This window comes from Streptomyces sp. NPDC029292, from assembly GCF_055569295.1.
This window is the reverse complement of record NZ_JBVHXR010000013.1, coordinates 138,754-159,905: the sequence shown is the minus strand read 5'-3', so window position 1 is coordinate 159,905 and position 21,152 is coordinate 138,754. Positions and strand designations below refer to the sequence as shown.

At 66.0% G+C, this 21,152-nt stretch carries 14 protein-coding genes and 2 pseudogenes; 6 read left to right on the top strand and 10 right to left on the bottom strand.

Annotation, left to right across the window (positions count from 1 at the left end; all coding sequences use genetic code 11):
• Positions 1-29 precede the first annotated feature (29 nt).
• From ACZ4WS_RS27235 to ACZ4WS_RS27210, 6 genes and pseudogenes are all read right to left on the bottom strand, one after another.
• Positions 30-1,328, bottom strand: a complete 1,299-nt coding sequence (locus ACZ4WS_RS27235; RefSeq protein WP_467984290.1) for a TIGR02678 family protein — start codon at positions 1,326-1,328, stop codon at positions 30-32.
• Entirely contained in the window at positions 1,325-3,043 is a 1,719-nt protein-coding gene (locus ACZ4WS_RS27230; protein WP_467984287.1) for a TIGR02677 family protein, read from the bottom strand. Before ACZ4WS_RS27230 ends, ACZ4WS_RS27235 begins: the two co-directional genes overlap by 4 nt.
• A gap of 569 nt (positions 3,044-3,612) precedes the next feature.
• Positions 3,613-5,001 (bottom strand): tyrosine-type recombinase/integrase, encoded by a 1,389-nt coding sequence (locus ACZ4WS_RS27225; protein WP_467984285.1) that lies wholly within the window; start codon positions 4,999-5,001, stop codon positions 3,613-3,615.
• Complete coding sequence (locus ACZ4WS_RS27220) at positions 4,998-5,201, bottom strand: helix-turn-helix transcriptional regulator (protein ID WP_467984282.1); 204 nt, start codon at positions 5,199-5,201, stop codon at positions 4,998-5,000. Before ACZ4WS_RS27220 ends, ACZ4WS_RS27225 begins: the two co-directional genes overlap by 4 nt.
• Positions 5,191-6,267: pseudogene (locus tag ACZ4WS_RS27215) on the bottom strand (replication initiator); the annotation flags it as partial. The pseudogene ACZ4WS_RS27215 and the gene ACZ4WS_RS27220, both read right to left, overlap by 11 nt.
• Positions 6,255-6,413 (bottom strand): annotated as a pseudogene (locus tag ACZ4WS_RS27210) (helix-turn-helix domain-containing protein); the annotation flags it as partial. The pseudogenes ACZ4WS_RS27215 and ACZ4WS_RS27210, both read right to left, overlap by 13 nt.
• A gap of 1,371 nt (positions 6,414-7,784) precedes the next feature.
• Between ACZ4WS_RS27210 and ACZ4WS_RS27205 the strand changes: the two are divergent.
• The 3 genes from ACZ4WS_RS27205 to ACZ4WS_RS27195 all read left to right on the top strand — a co-directional run bounded on the left by ACZ4WS_RS27205 (position 7,785) and on the right by ACZ4WS_RS27195 (position 11,616).
• Positions 7,785-8,222: a hypothetical protein gene (locus ACZ4WS_RS27205; RefSeq protein ID WP_467984280.1), complete on the top strand. Its 438-nt coding sequence runs from the start codon at positions 7,785-7,787 to the stop codon at positions 8,220-8,222.
• Entirely contained in the window at positions 8,219-10,405 is a 2,187-nt protein-coding gene (locus ACZ4WS_RS27200; RefSeq protein ID WP_467984278.1) for a tetratricopeptide repeat protein, read from the top strand. Before ACZ4WS_RS27205 ends, ACZ4WS_RS27200 begins: the two co-directional genes overlap by 4 nt.
• A 392-nt stretch (positions 10,406-10,797) precedes the next feature.
• Positions 10,798-11,616, top strand: a complete 819-nt coding sequence (locus tag ACZ4WS_RS27195; protein ID WP_467984276.1) for a hypothetical protein — start codon at positions 10,798-10,800, stop codon at positions 11,614-11,616.
• A 338-nt stretch (positions 11,617-11,954) separates the two neighbouring features.
• Here ACZ4WS_RS27195 and ACZ4WS_RS27190 read toward each other — a convergent pair whose 3' ends face one another.
• The 3 genes from ACZ4WS_RS27190 to ACZ4WS_RS27180 all read right to left on the bottom strand — a co-directional run bounded on the left by ACZ4WS_RS27190 (position 11,955) and on the right by ACZ4WS_RS27180 (position 15,022).
• Positions 11,955-13,241, bottom strand: coding sequence for a glycosyltransferase family 2 protein (locus ACZ4WS_RS27190; RefSeq protein WP_467984273.1), 1,287 nt, complete (start codon positions 13,239-13,241; stop codon positions 11,955-11,957).
• 29 nt (positions 13,242-13,270) lie between these two features.
• Positions 13,271-13,444, bottom strand: a complete 174-nt coding sequence (locus ACZ4WS_RS27185; RefSeq protein WP_383480822.1) for a hypothetical protein — start codon at positions 13,442-13,444, stop codon at positions 13,271-13,273.
• 318 nt (positions 13,445-13,762) lie between these two features.
• Positions 13,763-15,022: a nucleotide sugar dehydrogenase gene (locus ACZ4WS_RS27180; RefSeq protein WP_467984270.1), complete on the bottom strand. Its 1,260-nt coding sequence runs from the start codon at positions 15,020-15,022 to the stop codon at positions 13,763-13,765.
• A 1,075-nt stretch (positions 15,023-16,097) separates the two neighbouring features.
• On the opposite strand from ACZ4WS_RS27180, the gene ACZ4WS_RS27175 reads away from it, so the two are divergent.
• From ACZ4WS_RS27175 to ACZ4WS_RS27165, 3 genes are all read left to right on the top strand, one after another.
• On the top strand, positions 16,098-16,472 hold the full coding sequence (locus ACZ4WS_RS27175; RefSeq protein ID WP_467984268.1) for a hypothetical protein: 375 nt from the start codon (positions 16,098-16,100) through the stop codon (positions 16,470-16,472).
• Positions 16,473-16,990: 518 nt separating this feature from the next.
• Entirely contained in the window at positions 16,991-17,512 is a 522-nt protein-coding gene (locus tag ACZ4WS_RS27170; protein ID WP_467984265.1) for an SLATT domain-containing protein, read from the top strand.
• Between the two features lie 2 nt (positions 17,513-17,514).
• Complete coding sequence (locus ACZ4WS_RS27165; RefSeq protein WP_467984263.1) at positions 17,515-18,393, top strand: SMODS domain-containing nucleotidyltransferase; 879 nt, start codon at positions 17,515-17,517, stop codon at positions 18,391-18,393.
• Positions 18,394-19,298: 905 nt separating this feature from the next.
• Here ACZ4WS_RS27165 and ACZ4WS_RS27160 read toward each other — a convergent pair.
• Positions 19,299-21,002 (bottom strand): PIN-like domain-containing protein, encoded by a 1,704-nt coding sequence (locus tag ACZ4WS_RS27160; protein ID WP_467984260.1) that lies wholly within the window; start codon positions 21,000-21,002, stop codon positions 19,299-19,301.
• Positions 21,003-21,152 lie beyond the last annotated feature (150 nt).

The following is a 21,152-nucleotide window of genomic DNA, read 5'->3' as shown; positions in this document are numbered from 1 at the left end:
GCGGTTCACCTTTCGTCCTTTTTCGTCCTTCACGATCGAGTTTCGTCCTTCACGGCCGAGTCTCTTCCTTCACGATCGAGTCCGGCGGCCGCTCGAACCGGTGGCGGCTCGGCCGGGTGGCGGGCGGGTCCCGGTTGCCTGACGACAGGCTCGCCGACCGCGTAACGCGCGAGGGCCGGCCGCGATACGACGCCCCGCGGCGTGCGCTCGGCGAGGCCCAGCGCCACCAGCTTCACCAGGGCCTGCTCCACCAGTTCGGGCTCCGCTCCTGGTTCCCTCGCCGACTTGGACCAGAAACTCCCGTGTTCCACGGCCAGTTCGCGTACGAGCGACGCCAGCTCCGCCGGTTCGACAGGCCCGGCGGCCCGCGCCAGATGTCCCGCCAGCAGCAGAGTGATGTGCCCGTGCGTGCCCTGCTCCGGCATGCGTACGTCCGTGAGGTCGTCGAACGGGTCGACCATGGCGATGCCTTCGGCGCGCACCTCCGCGACCAGTCCGGTCAGTTCGCCGATGCGCGCGGTGATGAAGCCGCGCTGCCGGGTGAGGTAGGCCAGTTCGTCGTCGGTCAGGTCGTCGTAGTAGAGCACCGGGTCGTCCAGGAGGCGGCGGGTCAGCTTCCAGCGGATCGCCCGGAACCTGAGCTCGTCGCTGTCGAGCGCGGTCTGCGCCGTCATCTCCACCAGACGTTCCTCGAAGTCCTCGGCTTCGATCATGGAAGGACCGCGCCGGGCCGCCGGCATCCCCGCCAGCACCCGCCGTCGTACGTCGTACAGCACATCGCCCGATCCGCTGACGTACGCCTCCTCGTCACCGGCCACCCGTCGCAGCACCCCGAGCCGCAGCAGCAGCCGTACGACGGCCGCGAGGTCAAGGCGCTCGTCGCGCCGCTCCAGGGTGAACGTGATCCCGGCGGCGACGAGTTCGGGATCCGCCGCCGCCAGGACGACCTGCTCGGCGAGGCGCCCGAGCGCCACCTGCGACTCGCCCCGCTCCAGCGCCGCCAGCGTCAGACACAGCAGGACGTAGCGGCGCCGCGTGAAGGGCAGAGCGGCCCGGCCGGTCTCGCGCGCCGCGTGCGTGGCGTCGGTGAGGGTGCCCGGCGTCTTGCGCAGCCGCGCGGCGTCGGCGTCCGTGCGCAGCGTCCAGCCGACGTTGCGCTCGAACCACTCCCGCAGCTCGGCGGCGTGCCGGCGCACCAGCCGGAACGCGTCGGAGTGCGGCCCGTCGGCGGTGAGCAGCGGCTCCTTCAGCAGGGCGCGCGCGGCCCGTTGCAGGTCCGCCTCTCGCTGGCCGTCCAGGATTTCGGCCAGGGGGCCGGTCGTGGTCATCGGCCCTCCTTCGTGTCCACGAAGTTCTGGGGCACGGACTCGGACCCGGCCTGGGCCTGAGCCTGGGCCTGGGCCTGGGCCGAGGCCTGCCCAGCGGGCCTGACAGTGCCAGCCCCGTTCCGCGACACGAGGTCGATGTTGTCCGTTTTATCGATGATTTCGATGTTGTCGATGATGTCGATCACGTGATCAGGTCCGCTGAACACCCCGTCCGGAGTGTGCACTTCGGCCGTCGAGCCGTCATCGAGCGCGATCAGCCGGATCTCCATCGAGCCGTCGCCGCTGGTGGCCACGGTGGTCGTCATCCCCGGCCGCCAGGTGGCGAGGGCATCGCCGAGCAGGCGCAGGAACAACTCGAAGGCGAACGGATCGAGTTCTCCGAGGCGGGAGAGCCGGATCGGGCCGCCGGTGGCGAGACGGGTCCGGGCCGCGCCCGCCTGCTCCGCCTGCCGGGCGGCGATCTCGGCGAGTCTGCGCTTCGCCTCGCCCCGGTCCGCCACCCTGCGCGGCTTACCGCGCCGCTCATAACTGCCGGTACGGCGCAGCTGAGGACTGATCCGCAGCGGGGGCGCCTCGCCCCACGGAGTCGACGCCGGCTGCGGCTCGGCACTCCGTTCGGCGAGGGTGTCGGCGTCGACGGTGAGATGGCGGGAGGAGTACAGCCCGAACGCCACCCGCCACAGCCGGTGCCTCGCCGCATCGTCCGGCGCCTGGGCGAACCAGCGCGCCAGCGCGCGGAAGTCGGCCGAGCGGTCGGAACGCCCGGCCCGCCGCTCATTCAACTGCCGTACAACCGCCAGGAGTTGCGGGATGGACCCGAGTGCCCGCCCCCGCAGCAGCCTGGCCTGCGACTCACGCCCCTCCGCCGACACGAACCACTCCGCGAGCCCCGACCACCGAGCGGCCCACTTCTCGTACGCCGCCGCCGATGCGTGTGCGGCGTCCTCGGGAGCGGCGTCGGCGGCCTCACGGACGGCGGCCAGGCGCAGCAACGGTCGGACCCGGCCCTGCGCCTCCAACTCCCCGATCAGCAGGGCGATCCGGCCGCCGAGCGTGATGAGGTCCTGGATGAACCGCTCCAGATACTGGATCAGCCGGTCCTTGTACGCGAGGAACGCCTCGACCTCGACGTCGTGCAGGTCGATGGTGCGCTGGAGCGACCCCATGAACGCGCGGGCATTGTCCGCGAGGTCGGCGAACCGTGCCGTCAGCACGGACAGCGCCACGTACGCCTTGGCCGGGTCCGGCTCCTCCTCCGACGCGATCACCAGCAGCGCCCTCAGCTGCGTGACGATGTCGTGCAGCGCGACCGCCTGAAGCTCGCCGCGCCGCCCCAGCACCTCGTCGTACGTCCCGAGCGCCGCCTCGGCCGCCTCACCGGCCCGCGTGAGCTGGTAGATGAACCGCTTGCGGTAGAAGTCCTCGACCGCCGTCACCCGCGCGGTATTCGGATCGGCCCGCAGATTCCCCCAGACGACAAGACTGTCCAACGCCTTCACCACCGACTCCACGTCGCCCGGCCTGCTCCCCGCCTCCATGGCGGCATGCACGTCCTCCGGCCGCAGATGCACCGCAAACCGCTCTTTGGCCGCCAGGAACGCACGCATCACCTGCCGGTAGAGGGCGGCGTTGGGGACGGTCAGGTGAGCGAAGGGGCCGTAGTCGACCGGGTCCGGGGCAGGAAGCTGGGGCGTCTGGGAGTTCTGGAAGGTCATCGCCGATCCATTCTTCCCGACCAGCGCCTCCACCTGCGCGTGATGTCCGATTTTTGTCTGCCTTCTCGTCCACCCTCGGACGCGACGCCCGCCACTGCGGCCAAGGAGTTCAGCCGCGCGTGCCCTGCACCCCCAGCGGGCGCAGGAACCGGCTCGGCTCGCCGCTCCAGGTGACGCTCAGGTCTCCCCCTCCGGGAGGTCGGTCCGGTGCGGCCACTTGCTCTGCATCAGGAGCAGCCGCTGTCGGTGTCGGCCTTCGCACACTCGGCCTCCGGAGCCGTGTGCGCAGGTTCGAATCCTGCCGGGGGCACCCTTTATGAGGTGCCCAAAGACCCCGCCATCAGCGGTTTCGCCGAGAACGGGGTCTTCGCGTATGTGCAGTCGGATGCGGTCGCAGGCAGCCGTTTGTCAGTGATCACGTAATGACGACGTAATGATCTTGGCGAGCCTTCCGGCAGGTCAACGGCCGGTTGGCGACCCCTTGAGCGTAGCTTTCCGACACGCCTCCGACACGACGAAAGCCCCGGATCACTCCGGGGCTCGCGTGAGGGGCGTGTGGGCTGTGTCAGTCAGTCTTCGCTGTCGCCCTCCTCCCCCAGACCTTTCAAGATCCGGTCGTTCATCTCCTGCTCCTGGCCGTCGATGCACTTGGCGTAGATCTTCAGCAGGACGTCGACCGAGTGACCGGCACGAGCCGCTACCTCCGGGGCGGGTACACCGGAGTTGAGCCACTGAGAGACGCCCGCGTGACGGAGGTCGTACGGACGGAAGGCCAGCACCGACGACACCTGGTGCGGGACGAGCGCCAGTTCCCGAGCCTGTTTCCACGCCCGGGAGTACGACGAGGCCGCGATCACGTTGCCCCGCTCGCTGGAGAAGAGCCTGCAGTCCTCCGCCGTACCGAATTCCTTCAGGTGCTCGCGGAGCAGCCGCACCAACGGGGGCGGAATCGGCACGATGCGCACCTCGCCCTGTGCCCGCTGCTTCAGGCCGCGCCGATCGTGTGCTTCCCCGGAATCCGTCCACGCCTTCCCAGCCGTGGGCCGCGTCTCCGCCAGCTCGATACGTCCCCAGCCCGACGCCGGAAGCGTGCAGTCGGAACGGCGGAGCCCGAGTGCCTCCCCCGGACGCATGGCCGCGTAGTACAGGCACCCGAAGAACGCCCGCAGCCGTCGGCCACTCGCACGCTCGTAGCCACCCACGTAGGTGAGCGCGGTCAGTAGCTCCCGAGCCTGCCGAGGGTTGACCACCACCCGGCGGTCGACCTCCTGCACCGCCCGCTTGCCCCGTTTGCGGCGCACACGGCTCAGCGGGTTGGACGTCAGGCATTCCAACTCCACCGCGTATTCGAGCGCGTTGAAGACCACCGCCCGCCGACGCCGGTACGTCTGAGTCGCCGCAGGCTTGCCGTCCAGCCTCCGCCCCAACCCGTCGATCAGCCCGTGAACACGGGCGATCTCCTGCAACTCCCCCACGGGGAGCGAGGCCTTGTCGATCCACCGTACGGCCGCCACGATCTCCTCCGGCCGCTCCCGCTCCCGGCGGGTAACCGGCAGCACATACGAACGCAGCGCCCGCCGCAGCACCTCGGGAGCGGGCCTCCCACGCCCCGGCTTGACCAGCAGGGGAACGACCGTCGCCAGAGCATCGGTCATGCTGTCGCGTTGCTTCGCGGACGCTTCGGCCCAACGCGCTTCCACGTACTTCCGCGCCAGGTCGAGGAACGACAACGCCGCCTTGCCTCCGCGAAGCGAGTCGGGCAGACCAGTGACGGTGTCGAACGGTTCGCCCTTGTCGGCGGCGCGAAGGAGCTTGGCCCGGAAGCGGTCGGCGAGCGCCTTCGTCTTGTGCGACTCGTGGAACGGCTCGCCGTCCACGGACCAGCGGACGAGGTATGTCGGCTTCTTCGCTGACCGGTTAATGCTCAGCTTCCAGATGACGACCTTGTACGACTTCATGAGGCCACCCCCTCCGCCCGTTCCTCCAACCAGTCGTTGAGCACGTCACGCCGGACTCGCAGCTCACCGTTTGGCAGCCGTATGCAGGCCGGGGCGATACGGAGCTCCCGCCAGCGGTAGAAGGTGCGCCGGGAGATGCCGCCCAGTTCGTCGAGCACCTGTCGCACGGTGAGGAGTTCGGCCGCTTCCTTACGCGCCACGAGAATCACCGCCCTCCCGCACCGAGGCAGCCAGGAGCGCCGCCTCCGGCGAGTAGCCGCGCCCGGCGTAACGCCACTGGCCGACCGTGACGGTTGACCGCGTGCCGATACCGAGTGCGGTTCGCTGCTCCTCCGCGCGATGTTCTGCACGGGCCTGCCGGAGTGCGGTCAGGGTGGTGGAGTAGCGACGCGACTTGCTGGAGAAGTGGCCGCCGTATCCGAGCATGTGCGCCCAGCGCCGCAGGCCGAGCGGTTCGAAGTCGGGCAGACCGCCGAGCCACCAGCACGTACCGATCATGCGAAGCACGTGAGGACGTACGGGCAACAGGACCATGTCCCGCGCCCCGTGAATACGGCCGTCCACCGCGCCGGCGGTCTCGGCTCCCTTCGTCGCGTACTTGGCGATGTATCCGGCTACGGCCGCCGAGGTCAGCCGCTCCCCCGTTCCGAAGGCGGAGATAGGACGTACGTCGATCTGCTCGCCGAATCGCAGCGCACGCGCCCCGACGACCTCCCGACCAGGAGCGGTAAGACCCACCCTCGCGACTGCACTGTGCACAGCATCCGACAGCAAAGCAGTCGTCGCCCAACCGGGCGGAGTCGAGGCCGGCCCCTCCGGTCCATCGAGGCGGATGACGGCATGGAAGTGGACCAGCCCGCGCCGCTGATACTCGGCAACTTTGGCGTACGACAGCCGAACCCTCTCGGCGAACTCGCCCCGCGAGAGCCCGACCCTCCTGGCGATCTCACGGCGCAGTTCCAGCGCGAAGCGGTGCCAGAGTCGGCCAGAGTGTGCTTGCCAGAGCACGGCTCCGGCGTAGTCGTAACAGCGAGGACAGAGCGGTTCACCGAGCCGCGGGTCGTCGTCCGTGTGCCGTGCGTGGCAACCGGCAGGCGAGCCGTGCGGACAGGTAGCACCCGCCTTACGGGGGCGGCAGGCTCGTACCCTGCCGTCGCGTTCACGTCGGGTGTGGACAGGGCCGAAGCCGGGAGCGGTGAGGGTGGCGAACACCCGAGGGTGCTCGCCGACCATCTCCCCCACGTTCTTGCCGCCGATGAGTCCGGCAGACCCGCCAGGCCCGAGGCCTCATAGCGCGACTTCCACCCGCTCACCGTCTGCCGCGAAACGCCCAGCTGAGCGGCGATCTCCGTCACCGTCGCGCCCGCCAGCACCGCAAGCACAGCCCGGTATCTCTGCTCGACAACCGACAACTCCACCAGAGCCAATCCCGGCCTCCCGCCACGCACCGAAACAACGCGCACAGCAAAGCCGATCACGGCCACCGTCAACCATCAGCTGGGATCGAAGTGTCAAGCATCTCCCGGGACCGGACATGTAACAGACGGCTCAGTTGGCTCAGACTTTCTCTACTGCTTCAAGGGCCCGCGCGAGGCGCGGGCTGGCCCCTTGGGCTCGACCCCTCTGCGCCCTCGGCGCCGGGGTCGGCCCCTGGGGCCGCAGCGAGCTACGGCCCTGAGTCGAGACCTGGACGAGCAAGGCCACGGTCAGAACGATGCCTCCGGCGGGGGACCGGCCGGCACCGGGATGGAGGGGGCGCCGTTCGCGGCCGCGGGTCCGTAGTGGCGTGCGCGGGGTGCTCCCATCCCGTCCGCCATCGACCCAGGCAGAGCCGAGCAGACGCGGCCCCTGGCGTCCAGGTCGTTCGTACAGTGGCGCGCTCCACCTGGACGCCAGGAACCACGCCCGCTCCACGGTGTGTGGGTCGACGGCGGACGGGATGGGAGCTGGGGAGTGTGGTGGGTGACTGATTGCTGGTTGGTCACCCGGTGTGTCGGTTCGACCCCGCATGTCGATGGCCGAGATAGATCAGGAGGGCGGTTACCAGCATCATCAGAAGGCCGAACCAGGCGGCTGCATGGGGAAGGATGTGCAGGAGCTCGTTGGAATCAGCGCCTTGGATCATGCCGGGCTGCGGTGGTTCCCAGCCCGATGTCTCTCGCCCCAGCAAGTACGAGAGGGGCAAGCACGTGATGCCCGCGAAGGCCCATGCTCCGACGAGTCCTGACACAGTGACCTTGATTCGTGACACAGCACCCCCTAGTCGCGCCAGTGGTCCATGGTGCTGTTCCTGACATCGACGACCGCGCTTGTCAAGACCGCGTGTGGCGGCTGACATCAGCGGCTGACACCAACAAGCATGAACAGCAGCGGTCGAGGCCGGACCTCAGTGGACGATCGGCCGAGGCGCGGCACCCGTTGGTCGACATCGACGGACCCCCAGGATCAACCTGATAAGGATGAGGCCGGTCTGTAAAGCCTGAGTTGTCGGCAACGGCCCCATGGCGACCGGCGGGACGACGGCTACGCGGAAGGCGATGCCGTGCCGCTGCTGTCCCTTGAACACGCACACCCGGGAGGGCTCCGCCCCACACATCGACCCTCTCGGAGGGGAGACCGTCCGATGTCCTGCGCGGGTGTATCGCGGTGAGCGGGGTGGTGGGGCGCTGGGTCGTGTCGCGGAACCACACGGGACGGTTTCGGCGTTTTGTACTCACACAGTGTCGTGTGTTCCTACGCTTGGCCACCGGCACGGGTCGGGTGACGTGCAGTCAGGGGCAGCTATGAGTACGGAGATTGTTCATCTGGTGGAGGAGGCCGGGCCGTATTTGTCGGCGGCGGTGGGCGCGTACGGGGCGGCGGTGTTCGGCCGGGTTGAGGACGCGGCGGTGGGCGCGGCGGTTGATGTGACGGCGAGTTTGGGGCAGCGGATTTTGCAGGCGGTTTGGCACCGTCGGGACGACCAGGGGCGTACCGCTTTGGAGGCAGCGGTGCGGGAGGCGACCGAGGAGCCGGATGACGTGGACGCGGTGGGGGCGTTGCGGCAGCAGATCAAGCGGGCCCTGCGGGAGGATGCGGAACTGGCGCGTGAGGTGGCCGGGTTGCTGCCCGTGACGGGCGGGGTGACGGTGAAGGTGTCGGGGACGCGGGCGATCGGCGCTCAGCACATCGGCATTGCGGCCACTGGCGACCACGCCACCATCTACCCGCCACAGCGGTGAGCGCGCCACTCCCGGGTGAGCCGGTGCGGGTGGAGGCGTCCGGAGATGGGTCGCTCGCCGCGGGCGGTTCGATCGCGGTGGCGATCAGCGGGGACAACGCGCGGGTGGTGATGCTGCCGCCCGAGGCGGTGCACTGGGCGCGGACGGTTCAGGCGCCGCTGGGAGCGGGGTTCTTGCCGGAGTCGGTGTCGGGGGTGTTTGTCGGCCGGGAGCAGGAACTGACCGATCTGCGGGGGATGCTGGCGGGCGGGGGCTCGGCCGCGGTGGTGCAGTCGCGAGTGCGGGCCATTCACGGGCTGGGCGGGGTGGGCAAGAGCACCCTGGCCCTGCACTACGCCGACCGCTACCGCAGCGCGTACACGCTGGTGTGGTGGATCACCGCCGAGTCCCCCGAAGCGATCGTGACCGCTCTGGCGGGGCTGGCCATAGGCGTGTGTCCGCAGTGGGCGCAGGCGGCCGGTCCGGACGAACGGGCAGCATGGGCGATCCTGTGGCTGCAGGCACACCCGGGCTGGCTGCTCGTCTTCGACAACGTCGAGGACCCCGCACACCTGCGCCCCTACCTCGGCACCCTGGCCGGCGGCCATCACCTGGCCACCAGCCGCAAGGCCACCGGATGGCACACCCTGGCCCCCACCATGCCCCTGGGCCTACTCCCCTTGGACGAGGCCACCGACCTGCTGTGCACCATCGCCTTCCCCGGCTGCACCCCGACCGGTGAGCAGAAGGAAGAAGCGCGGTGGCTGGCCGAGGATCTGGGGTGTCTGCCGCTGGCTCTGGAGCAAGCCGGTGCGTACGCGTACCGGACCGGTATCGACCTGGACACCTACCGTCACTCACTGGGCCTGGTCCTGGACGAGGACCGTGACGTCTTCGACCCCGAGCGGACCATCGCCCGGATCTGGGAGAAGACCCTCACCGCAATCACCGGACGCGACCCGCTGGCCGTCACCCTCCTGCACACCATGGCCTGGCTGGCCCCCAACGACATCCCCCGCACCCTCCTCGCCCCCCTCGCCCCCAATCCGATCACGCTGGGTAATGCCCTGGGAGACCTGCACGCCTACAACATGATCGCCTTCACCGACGACCGCCAAGGCGTCGGCATCCACCGCCTCGTACAGACCGTCCTACGCATCCGCACCCCGGCCGAATCGGAGCCCGACACCTACGCCCCGGGCCGCGCCGAGGCCGAACAAGCCGTACGCCAGGCCCTGCCCACCGCGCCGGACGGCCCCCTGCCCGAACCCACCGCCCCGTGGGAACGCCTACTCCCGCACGTCCTGGCCCTGGCCGAGTCCACACCACCGGACACCCCCGCCTCAACCGACACCGCCAACACCTACCACCAGGCCGCCGAGTACCTAGACCGGCAAGGCCGCGACGCCCACACCATCGCACTACGCACCGCCACCCTCGCCCAGGACGAGCAGGTGCTGGGCGGCACCCACCCCGACACCCTGACCAGCCGCAACAATCTCGCGGGCGCCTACCGGGCGGCGGGGGATCTGGGGCGGGCCATCCCGCTGTTGGAGACCACCCTCACCCAGCGCGAGCAGGTGCTGGGCGATACCCACCCCGACACCCTGACCAGCCGCAACAATCTCGCGTACGCCTACCGGGCGGCGGGGGATCTGGGGCGGGCCATCCCGCTGTACGAAACCACCCTCACCCAGTACGAGCAGGTGCTGGGCGACACCCACCCCGACACCCTGACCAGCCGCAACAACCTCGCGTACGCCTACGAGTCGGCGGGGGATCTGGGGCGGGCCATCCCGCTGTACGAAACCACCCTCACCCAGTGCGAACAGGTACTGGGCGATATCCACCCCGACACCCTAGCCAGCCGCAACAACCTCGCGTACGCCTACCGGGCGGCGGGGGATCTGGGGCGCGCCATCCCGCTGTTGGAGACCACCCTCACCCAACGGGAGCAGGTGCTGGGCGACACCCACCCCTCCACCCTGAACAGCCGCAACAACCTTGCGGGCGCCTACGAGTCGGCGGGAGATCTGGGGCGCGCCATCCCGCTGTACGAAGCCACCCTCACCCAGCGCGAGCAGGTGCTGGGGGACACTCACCCCGACACCCTGACCAGCCGCAACAACCTCGCTGCCGCCCGCGCTGTACAGCAGAGAAATACAGCAACCTCAGCAACCGACCATGACCGCCAAACCCCCTGAGGGACCGATGAGAAACCTCTATGCCCCTGGTTGACCGATCTCTGTAGAGCTACGGATCAGAAGGTGCCCGTGCCCCTTCCGTGCCCGAGCGACCAGTAACTGACGGGGAATCACGGTGGTTGACGGACAGTGCACATGAGAACGGCCCCCGACCGATTCACCTGGTCAGGGGCCGTTCATCTGCGGTGGGTGTGGGATTTGAACCCACGGCGACATCGCTGCCACGACGGTTTCCAAGATCGCTGAAGTGTTGACTCGCCCATTGAGACTCCGCCGACCGCGTGATCACGTACACCTCGACGCCCCGGCGGGCGGTGGCTTTCTCAAGGAGGTTCCGCGCAGGACTGCGTCGAGTTCATGACACTGCGTGTCTGCTGCCCTACCGTCAAGCTATGTCGCAGAGCGAAACGAGCGGTGTCAGCGCCCGCCTTCAGTTCGATCCAGCCGAGGTGGATCCGTTATCCCAGTGGCAGCGAGTCGGAGCGGCTGCCGCTGGGATACTGCTGGCGGGAGCCGGGTCGGTTGCGATGTTTGTGAGCGAAAACGGGGCGGGCAGCGCCGTTGCTCTTGTGGTCGGAGGCGTCTTTCTCCTGATGGCGATCACGGGGATGCCATTCCTCGGCGGACGGCTCATGGACGCTGAGCTCTTGATGGGACGCCGTCGGGCTCGCTTGATTCAGCGGGCCAAGGCTGCACCACCGCTGGAAGCCAGATTCCTGCTGGATGCCGTAATCCTGACCGACCCCGACGTAATAGATGATCCCAGCGCTGTTGCACTGGACTTTGCCCTCCTGCTGGACGAGGTAAAGCATGCCGCTGACGAAGCCCTTGAGCCGGACGGCGAAGTACATCACCCGACCAATCATGAGGTCGGGGTCCCCCTGCTGGTGCTCAAGCGCTCTACCGGGCAACGCATCGGAATCTACGCGATGACCGCCAAGTCAGAGTCCGGGCGCGTCTCGACGTCCTTCGCCGACCAGTTCATGGCGCGTGCAGCACAGGCTGAATGTGACGCGTTTCTGTGGGTTGCCGCCGCGTCCTTCCAGGACGACCTGAGGTCGCTGGCCGCGCGTGTCGAGAGAGAAACCGACAAGTCTGTTGGCATCGTCGACTGGAGTACCCGGAAGGTCGGGCTCCGAAGAGGCATCGACGATCTGGTGAACCGGGGCCCACGCGTGCCGAGTCCGGGTGCACCACCGGCACAGGCATAGTCGTCTCCGGCAAGGGTGTGAACTCCATGTCGGCGCATGCCACAGCCGTGCCACATCAGGCGGTCAACCACGGTCAACGACGGCGCGCCGCAGTCGAGGTGCGTCGCTGACCTGGGCTGCGCCTACAGCGGGAGTGAGCTGCGCACTCTTGCTGTCCGGCACGTCCGCCCTTACAAGGCAGGGATCGAGAGACGGTGAGCCGTCGAGCACGCAGACCAGCACCCGCTCGGCACAGACGCCGAGCGGGTGCGACCGTCGGCCCAGTTAACTCAGCTGGGCCTTGTGCCAGGCGGCGGTGAAGGGCTTCGGCCGCTCGTTCGTGATCACCTTGTTGGCACTCACACGTTCATCAGATCCTTCGCCTCGGCGCGGTGGCGGCCCTTCGGCAGAGCCGTCTTGGCCGTCAGCCCTCGGGACTGCCACGCGTTGTCGCGGAGCTTGAACAGAGCCCAGTAGCGGGTGGGGCACAGCAGCACAATGTTCATGAACACGGAGGTCGGAGTTCCGGCGAGCCACGAGCGCCACCGCTGGCGCGTGGTCATGTCCGGCCGCATGAGTACGTACAGACCTGACTGGCCGTACCGGACCACGACGTAGACCCCGAGGTAGACCAGGGCCACGCCGGGATTGTGGTACCGGCCGCCCAGGGTCATCAGCGTCATCACGAGAGTCCAGGCCAGCATCACGGGGGTGATGACGAGCTGGAGCAGACCGAATGTCGGTGAGATGAGTTGCTTCAGGGACAGCCGGGAGTAGACGAACGGCAGCATCCACCACCACGACCGCGCCCAGCGCAGGCGTTGCCGGTAGGTCTTCTTCAGCGTGGTCGGCATGTCGGTGATCACGCCGGCCTCGTTGACGGCCACGACCTCACCGCGCATGAGGGCCCGCAGCGCCAGCCAGCGATCGTCGCCCGTTCCGCACTCCACCTCGTAGGCGTCCAGGTGGTCGTAGAGCAGCTCGGCCCGGTAGAGAGCAAGTGCACCCGACGTGGTCTCCAGCGCCCCGAGCATGGACCGCGAAGACCGCATCATCACGCACGAGGTGCCGATGTCGATGTCCGCAGCCCTGGAGACCCAGGTCTCCTCGAAGTTGCGGATGTAGATCATCCCGGTGGTGGCCTGGATCTTCGGATTGCTCATGGCCCGGAGCTGCTGCTCCAGTGCATCCGGGAAAGGCTCTCCGTCCGAGTCGATGGTGAGAACGAAGTCGAACTGCTTGCCCTGCTCTTGAAGGTGGCGGAGCACCGTTACCTGCGCTCCGCGCTTGCCCTTGTTGTCCTGCCGGTGCCAGAAGACCCGGGGGTGCTCAAAGGGCTCCGCGGGGTATTGCTTTGAGCCGTCGTCGATCACGTGGATCTCGTCGACCGGATGGGTCTGGGCCAGCAGCGACCACACCGTTCGGTGCAGGTTCTCGGTGGGTTCCTCGAAGGCGGGGATGATGGCCACCGTCCGGCCGGGAGCCACGGGCAGGTGGGTGAAGGACCGGCCCTTCAGGAACGAGACCAGGCAGAGCACGATCACCATCATGCCCAGCCACCAGTAGAACGTCAGGATCGGGCTCTTCGACTGGAGGTGCACCACCACGGTGGCAGCGGCCAGAGCCGCCACCACCACAGCAGTCACCACGGTGAATCGGACCCGTGATGAAGTGCTCAAGCGGTCACCCGCTTACCACGGGTCGCCAGGCGGAAGACCGCCACGCCGCTGATCACAAAGAGCATGGCCCCCAGCACGATCCACCCCAGAGCTGTGCCGCCCGTAGCGGCCAGCGCTGCTCCCCCGGTGGCCGTACCGATCGCGGCACCCACACCATTCTGTCCGTACATGCTTGCCTCATTCCCGGGCGTCAGAGACGCCCGACGTTGTCGCGGGTCGGCATGGCACCGCGTATGTCCAGCACATGGGCCGCCTCGTCGGCGACCTTCGTGACGTCGAATACGTCGTGGGCCGTCACCGGTCCCACGGCGTCCTGGTTCTCGACGGGAGGGGATCTCGCTCCCTCATCCCTGTCTTCCAGGTGGAGTCGGGGCGTTCGCGACGCCCCTCTGATTCCCCGTCGACGGCCGTAGCTGCCGGCTGTGAAGCTCGACGGCATGCCACCGCCCGTGCGCACGCCCGAGCTACGGCGTTGCTCCTTCTGTGCTCTAGAGCCGCTCGACGTGCGGGGCTGTCGCCATGACGCCACGTGTGTCGAGCACGTACGCGGCCTCGGCGGCGAGCTGGGTGAGATCGAACTCGCCGTGCGGGGTGAGCAGGACGACCGCATCGAAGTCGGCGACGCTCATGCCGTTCTCCGCGGCGGCAAAGGGAATCTCCCTGGAGCCGCCGTCCGGCAGGTAGGGGTCTACGACAGTGACGTCGGCCCCCATGGTGCGCAGCCGGTCGATGACCTGGACGGCCGGCGACTGGCGGGCGTCCGCGGTTCCCGGCTTGTATGCGGCACCCAGGGCGAGGATGCGAGCACCGTGCACGCTGCGGCGGAAGCGGCGGCTGAGCGAGTCCTGCAAGCGGCGCACCACGTAGTCGGGCTGACTTTCGTTGATGTCCTGAGCCAGCTCAATGAGCCGGAAGGTCTGCCCGTGCCGTGCCTTGACGTGATGGCTGAGGTAGACAGGGTCAATGGGCAGGCAGTGTCCGCCGACGCCCGGTCCAGGCAGGAACTTGGTGAACCCGAACGGCTTGGTCGCGGCCAACTCCAGGGTGTGCCACACGTCCACGCCAAGTATGTGAGCCATCCGGGAGAGTTCATTGACCAGTGCGATGTTGACGTGCCGGTAGGTGTTCTCAAACACCTTGGCCAGCTCGGCCTCTTCCAGCCCCGATGCCGGGACGGTGACTTCGGTGACCGAGTCGTAGAAGGCCTTCACCTGGCGCAAGCAGGCATCCGTGAGCCCAGAAACGATCTTGGGCGTGTTCTCCAGCCGCCAGTCCGCGTTGCCGGGATCGATGCGCTCGGGGCTGAAGCCGACATGGAAGTCCTGTCCGGCGACCAGGCCCGAGCCCTCCTCCAGCAGCGGGATGAGCACGTCACGGGTGGTACCCGGATGCGTAGTCGACTCAAGCACCACGGTGGCACCCGGCTCCAGCCACTCGGCCAGCACACCGCCGGCCTCTCGTACGCAGCTGAGGTCCGGGGCACGGTCGGTCAGCGGGGTCGGCACGGTGATGACCGCAACGTCGAAGCCCTTGAGGTCCTTCGGATCCGAGCTGGCGGTGTAGGCACCCGAACGCAGCACTTGCTGCAAGCGGGTGGAGTCGATGTCCTCGATGTAGGACGATCCGGCGGCCAGCCTCTCGCAGCGCTTCCGGTCCGGTTCGTAGCCGGTCACGGTGTGTCCGGCCTCGGCGGCCCTCAGGGCCAGGGGCAGGCCGACATAGCCCTGCCCGAGCACGCAAACGTGCATGGTGGTTTCCTCCCCTTCAGCCAGTCCGCGGACATGCGCGAACTGGAAAACGGCGCCCCTGAAATGCGAGCTGCCTGTTCCTGAAGCAGGCAGTCGCGGCGTCGGGTACTGCATGAAGCGGTGTGGGAGCGTCGAGCTGAACCCCCGTCGGGTTGCAGCAAACGCCTACGTCGAACCATCACCGCGTCACCGACCTGTCCAGGCCCCCTGCCTGAACATGCACGAACCGCGGCCGGTGATCTTCACAAACCCCCCTTATTTGTGGACCTTAAGAGTTCAACAACGGTTCGCTAGACGGAACCCTCTTTACCGATTCGAAACCTGTGAATCGCTTCTCAGGCCGCCCGGCAGTGGGGTGTCGCATCGTCACGTTGCTTGCCCTGGAGGCGCATCGCGGCGATCGCGATCCGGGCTCGTCATGCGGCCGGGGCATCTCAACGGTGGTCAACCACCTACGATCCGACAGCCGCCGACGCCCCGACGCCTCCAAAACGATCTTCACAACTCTCCCCGTTTCCTTGCTGGTCAAGACTTCAAGGGTTTACTGCCAAGTGGAAGGCTTGTTTCCAGATCGCGACATTGAGGCCGATGCACTCGCGAACAGCGCGCGCCTCTGCGTGCGTCCCTGTACCACTGCTCAGGCCTACGCGCCGGTTACCTGAGGTTTACTCAAGTCCCGGACAGGGGGGCGCCTTCCGGGTGGCGCTGCTTGTGGGCTCGGGCTCTCCCATCGGGTACCTCTGAGAGGAGTGCGGCCTGTCGACTCGATGTCTGGTCAGGGTGCATTACCGAGCGGGTACCCCTCTTTGATGCCGGTTCAGTTCGACAGCGCCGTGCCACATGCGTGCCAGGTCATGCGGGGACCCACGGGGAACACCGGGTACCGAAGGCGGTGGTTGAGCACTTGCCAACAGCGCTCGACTGCAGGTCAGCAGCGTGACAAGCTCTGGATCGCCTCAGCTTCCCAAGCTGAGAGCTCGGTCGGCACCACAGGCCTGATGCGCTGGGTAGGGTTCGCAGGGTGCGTTACCTGACAGAGGCTTTCATCAGCGGGGCCCTGAGGCGAGGTCGGCCAGTGGAGCAGTTCCTCGGTCCGGTCCGCGCTCCGGGTCGGATCGGGGTCAGGTACGTCGAGGTCCGGCCTACGAAGGCGTCGTATGAGGTCTACGTCCATACCGTTGAAGACGTCGGCCATGAGAGGTTCTTCGACCTGGACGAGTTCCCACCATTCGACGCCGACGAGGACGAAGAGGAGTTCGGCCGACTCGTTGCCATCGATGACGCATCTACCGCTCTGGCCGCCGCCGAGAAAGACACGGGCGCAGTGCGGGGGAGGTGGGTCAACGAGAGCATGGTCCAGGACGAATACGGCGACTTCGTTCGAGCGGGCCGACCTACGGACCAATCACCCGATGGACACCCCTGGCCAAGTCGCGCAGCAGGCAACTGACGTGCCGCAGCAGTGAGTGTCTAACTGCGTGACAACGCCGACGTACACCGGCGGACGAGCGCGGACCATCAGCACACGTGAGGACCGCACCAGCCCAAGGCAGCACCTCCAACCAAGTTACTTCGGGACGAAGAGGTCGCTCAGTAGGGCGCTCCGCATGACCAACGATGCCTTGGCCTGTCCCGAGTGCAGCCAACCTATGGACATGGTGACAGCGCACGCCAAGCCGCGCCCTTCCGCCAGCAAGCGCGTCAAGTCGACTGCGCGCGTTGTCCGACGTGACGAACGGGTGCGGCAGACGGGCGCGTAGTTCGCGGAGGCTATCCCTCAGCCGGCCACGCTCCGTGTATCGGGCCGGTTCTGCACTCCCCAGCATGCTGCATGTTGGTGGACGTGGCAGACCGTCGCACCACATACACACCACTGGCCGACCGTGAACCCGGCTGTCTACACTAGTCCGTTACGTCAGTTGCCCCGTCTTTACCTGCTTACACGGTTCCTGGCCCAATGAGGTGTTTGTGTCACTGATCCCCAACGGCATACCTGAGTCTCACAGAGCCATCGCACAAGAAGGCGACCGCATACACGAGAGTGCATTGTGGAGTGCTCAAGGGCAGTTCGAGCAGGCCAAGTTGTGGCGGCTCATCAACCTAATGCTCGGTGTCCCGGCCGCAGGGCTCGCCGCCATCTCTGGCGGAACCGCCCTCGGCGGCGGCCTCGGTATCTGGCCTGGGGTGTTGGCTCTTATCTCGGCTGCGTTCAGCGCCACCCTGACCACCGTGAACGCGTCGCGTCGTACGACACAGGCACAGGCGTCGGCGAACGCCTACCTCCAGTTGCAGACAGCCGCCCGACAGTTCCTCACCATCGACCTGGCCGACATGAGCCGCGAGGACGCCCGAGACACGTTGCGCAATCTCACCAACACTCGGGATGAGCTTAACAAAACGTCCGACCCACCGGGCCGCATCGCCTACAAGAAGTCCAGCAAAAATATCAGCGGTGGCGGCCAGAGCTACGCCATGGACGAGGGGGAGTGAGAATGGCAACGACCACCGTGGCCGCGTTCAACGAGTTCGACCCCGAGGCGAAGCCGTCATCTGTCACCTGGACCAAGGTCTACGGACGCCGAGATGCCGTCGTGAACGTCATCAAGGCAGCGTTTCCTGCCGGGAACGACATCCGCTATCAATCCCACAAGATCATCGGCTCGCTCGGGCGGAACACCGCTTGCAATCCTGTCGATGACATTGACCTCATGGTACATCTGCATGTCGACCAGGACTTGTGGAACCGAAGATACCGGGCCAACTCCTCTGAGTTTCTGTATCGGGTGCGGAAGGCGCTTAACGAATACTCGCCCGTACGCAAGATTGGCGCTCGGGGCCAGGCTGTTCGGTTCTTCTACGCCGACGGCCTGAGCGTGGATGTGGCACCGGTCGAAAAATACACAAGTGGCGATTACGGTATCCCTGATGGTGCGGGTAACTGGTTGACCACCAATCCCAAAAAACACGAGACGTACCTCGACGAGCGTAACAACGCCTTGGACGGCGACCTCAAGAAAGTCATCCGGTTCGCCAAGAAATGGAATAAAGCGCACAGCTCGCACCTCTCCTCCTTCCATCTTGAGATGTTGGTTGCGCGGACGTACGGAACCCTGGGGAATAATCCACGGACAGCGCTACGACTGTTCTTCGACTACAACCTGTACAATCTTTCCGTGCAGGACCCCGCCGGATTTAGCGGTGACCTTTCCACCTACTTGAACTGGGCGAGCAAGGATGCCGTAAATAACGGTCTCAAGAGTGCTCGGGACAGAGCGGACCTGGCATTGGCCGCTGAGAACCGGGGCGACCACCGTGAGGCTATCCGTCTTTGGCGGATCATCCTGGGCAATGACTTCCCTATGTACGGGTGACAAACTCCCGCCGGGCACGCGTAAGCGCGGAGGCTAATAGCGGTCACATCCCACAGCCAGCGTCAGCCTTCGCACTCGACTGTTGCACCACAGGCGGACTTACAGCAACGAAGTGCAGCAACCCCAGCCATCGGTAGCGCTCGGCATCGGCCCACACAACTCTCACGGCAGCCTGCGCGACCTCGGACGACCGAACTCTCCAGACCTACGGAGCAGAAGGTTCTGACATCCACGCCTGACATCAACGACTCCGGACGGTGGCGTACACCAGCATCCCTGTCCAGCCGTCGTACCAGGCGACGACAGCCACCGCAGCGGGCTCGGATCGAACTCCTAAAGCGGGTGTCGCAGGTTCGAATCCTGCCGGGGGCACGCGATGAAGGGCCAGTTCAGAGGCTTTATCTCCTCGAACTGGCCCTTCGGCATGTTCGGCGCCGTGCCACACACGTGCCACAACGCCGCTGAGCCTGCCCTATGGCACTCCCGCCGCGCCTAGCATGTGGGGGTGGACGACATACAGGTTCCCGACTCGCTCGTGGCCCTGCAATCCGCTTCCTACGCCGCTCGCGTGTCGTTGGCTGACCACGTCCGATAAAGCCGGCTCGCTCCGCTCCCCGTGTGCAGGCCCGGCCCCCGGGGGGGGGGGGGGGGGGGTTTTCCCCCCCCCCCCCCACCCCCCCCCCCCCCCCCCCCCCCCACCCCCCCCCCACCCCCCCCCCCCCCCCCCCCCCCCCCGCACCTCCCTCCCTACGCCTTCTTGGTTTTTTTGGCCCACCCCTTCAGAAAAATCCGCCCCCCCCCCCCCCCTGTGCCCCCCCCCGCCCCCCGCCCGCCCCTCCGCTCCTGTCTCCGCCCCCGCTCCAGCCCGGCCGGCGCCCGTGCCCCGCACACAGCGATCAGCCGCCTTAAAGCATCGATCTCATTAGAGCACGCACCACAAGGTGATCACCGTCCGAATTTCTCCACTGCACGACCTCCATATAGCGGCGCCCTCCCAGCATCAATGGACTTTCACCAATGGCGGAGGCGTTGAAAGCTTGTACAGTATCCGCAAGAGGCGCATTGGTCACTACGAGCATGGAGGTCACGTTACCCGGCAACGAGGAGAGTCGCTCTTGCTGCATCTCAAGACTCTTTGCACCGAATGAACCACTCGAATAATACTTAACCTGGATTGCGACGAACGATTCCGGCTGCGAACGATGCGCAACGCGGAAGCTGTAACCTTGGTCAGCCAAAAGATCTGCGGATGTTATTTCGAATCCAGCAACTCGAATGAGGTCAATTATTGCTTTCTCAAACCGCAGCCCTTGCGCTTGAGGAGTGGCTGCCACGGCCAGAGCCTCAATGAGGTTTCTTGCCATAGATACGAACGAAAGCGCACCTTCTTGCGTTAGCTCCGATTCCCCTGTATGCGCGATATGATTACGAAGCTGGTTCAGCTCTTTGGCAGAGCGTGCCATTTCTTGAGAGATTAGCCCTTGCTGTGCCAGTTCCCCAACCATCTGCATCGCGGTAGTCCGGCGATGCTGCAATGGGTCATCCGGGAGCGCCCTACGTAGCGCCTTTTCAACCTCAACCCAGGTGCTGACGACAGCGTGAGCGGTATTTGATTCCGCCAATCGCTCTAGATGTCGAAATAGCTCGTCGGATTCCGACTGAGCATTTACCATCTCCACATTTTGCACCGAGTCTTCACTCACGGCGACCTGCAGGAAGTCTCGGGCGTAGGTAAGCAGTCGATCCGGCTTCAGCATGTACAGTCGGACGCCAGCCTCGCGGAGCAGCTCTTCGGCTAGCTCATTACGAGGCCCCAGAGGTATGCGATTTCGAGTGCGCCACCAATCCTCCTTTGTGTCCCCGGTCACCAAAAGAACATCTTTGACTCTTAGTTTAGCCTCATGGATCAATTGAAGCCACACGACGTAGTCTCCCACCTCCGTATCATCGCCTCGTGATTGCTTCTTCTTATCTTTATAACCAGGTGGCACTTCTTTCTCAATACGCCGCTTTCCTTCGATTATGGCAGCGTCGTGATCCTTCGCGTCGAGAGGTCCGCCAATTTTTCCTTGCAGCAAGGCAGTAAGATTTGCCACTACTGCATCTTTTGATGTATCTGCCTCCATCTCAATTCCGCTGCTATCAACCACGACCTCCATGCTGCCGATTACTTCTTCGAGCGCACTCGTCAGTTTCGATTCAAGCTGGAAGGCGCTCGCCCGGTCCAAGGAGACGCGGTTTATCCAGTGGCGCAGATCAGAAATAGGCTTCTCTAGGCCGGATCTCAGAGCCGAAATGGATTGCTGAAGCTGCTTTTCTGGATCTTCAAGAGCGCTCTCACGGTTGCGCCAAAATTCATCCATGACTTGATGCGGCACCCAAAGACGCGTCTCAAATTTCTGCAGTGTGGCTAGAAGAGAGCTCCGCGCGTCCTGGTTGTATCGATAGAGGTTCAATAGAACATTCGTATCGACAACTATCAGCCCGTCACTCAGGACATTTTTCCAGTCATCTTCAGTAGGGGTTGTGTAGCCGGAAAACCCATCGAAGATTCCGCGTTCGCGCGGGTCATCAGAACTTGGAACTTCGCTCGTCTCTTCATCTGTCACGGCGGCAGCGTAGCGCCACAGTCGCCGACAATGCAGGGCATTGGGGTCTGGTGGAGGACAAGGGGGGGGGGCCCCTTTGTTGAGGGAAACCCCCCTCTTGTCTTTTTTCTTCAACCCCCTCCCCCTCTTCGGGGACCACCAGCCCGAACG

Excerpts from the sequence above, each read along its gene's own strand:
- ACZ4WS_RS27230 (WP_467984287.1), bottom strand. The coding sequence starts at position 3,043 with ATGACCTTCCAGAACTCCCAGACGCCCCAGCTTCCTGCCCCGGACCCG.
- ACZ4WS_RS27205 (WP_467984280.1), top strand. The coding sequence starts at position 7,785 with ATGAGTACGGAGATTGTTCATCTGGTGGAGGAGGCCGGGCCGTATTTG.
- ACZ4WS_RS27165 (WP_467984263.1), top strand. The coding sequence starts at position 17,515 with ATGGCAACGACCACCGTGGCCGCGTTCAACGAGTTCGACCCCGAGGCG.
- ACZ4WS_RS27185 (WP_383480822.1), bottom strand. The coding sequence starts at position 13,444 with ATGTACGGACAGAATGGTGTGGGTGCCGCGATCGGTACGGCCACCGGG.
- ACZ4WS_RS27235 (WP_467984290.1), bottom strand. The coding sequence starts at position 1,328 with ATGACCACGACCGGCCCCCTGGCCGAAATCCTGGACGGCCAGCGAGAG.
- ACZ4WS_RS27195 (WP_467984276.1), top strand. The coding sequence starts at position 10,798 with ATGTCGCAGAGCGAAACGAGCGGTGTCAGCGCCCGCCTTCAGTTCGAT.
- ACZ4WS_RS27225 (WP_467984285.1), bottom strand. The coding sequence starts at position 5,001 with ATGAAGTCGTACAAGGTCGTCATCTGGAAGCTGAGCATTAACCGGTCA.
- ACZ4WS_RS27180 (WP_467984270.1), bottom strand. The coding sequence starts at position 15,022 with ATGCACGTTTGCGTGCTCGGGCAGGGCTATGTCGGCCTGCCCCTGGCC.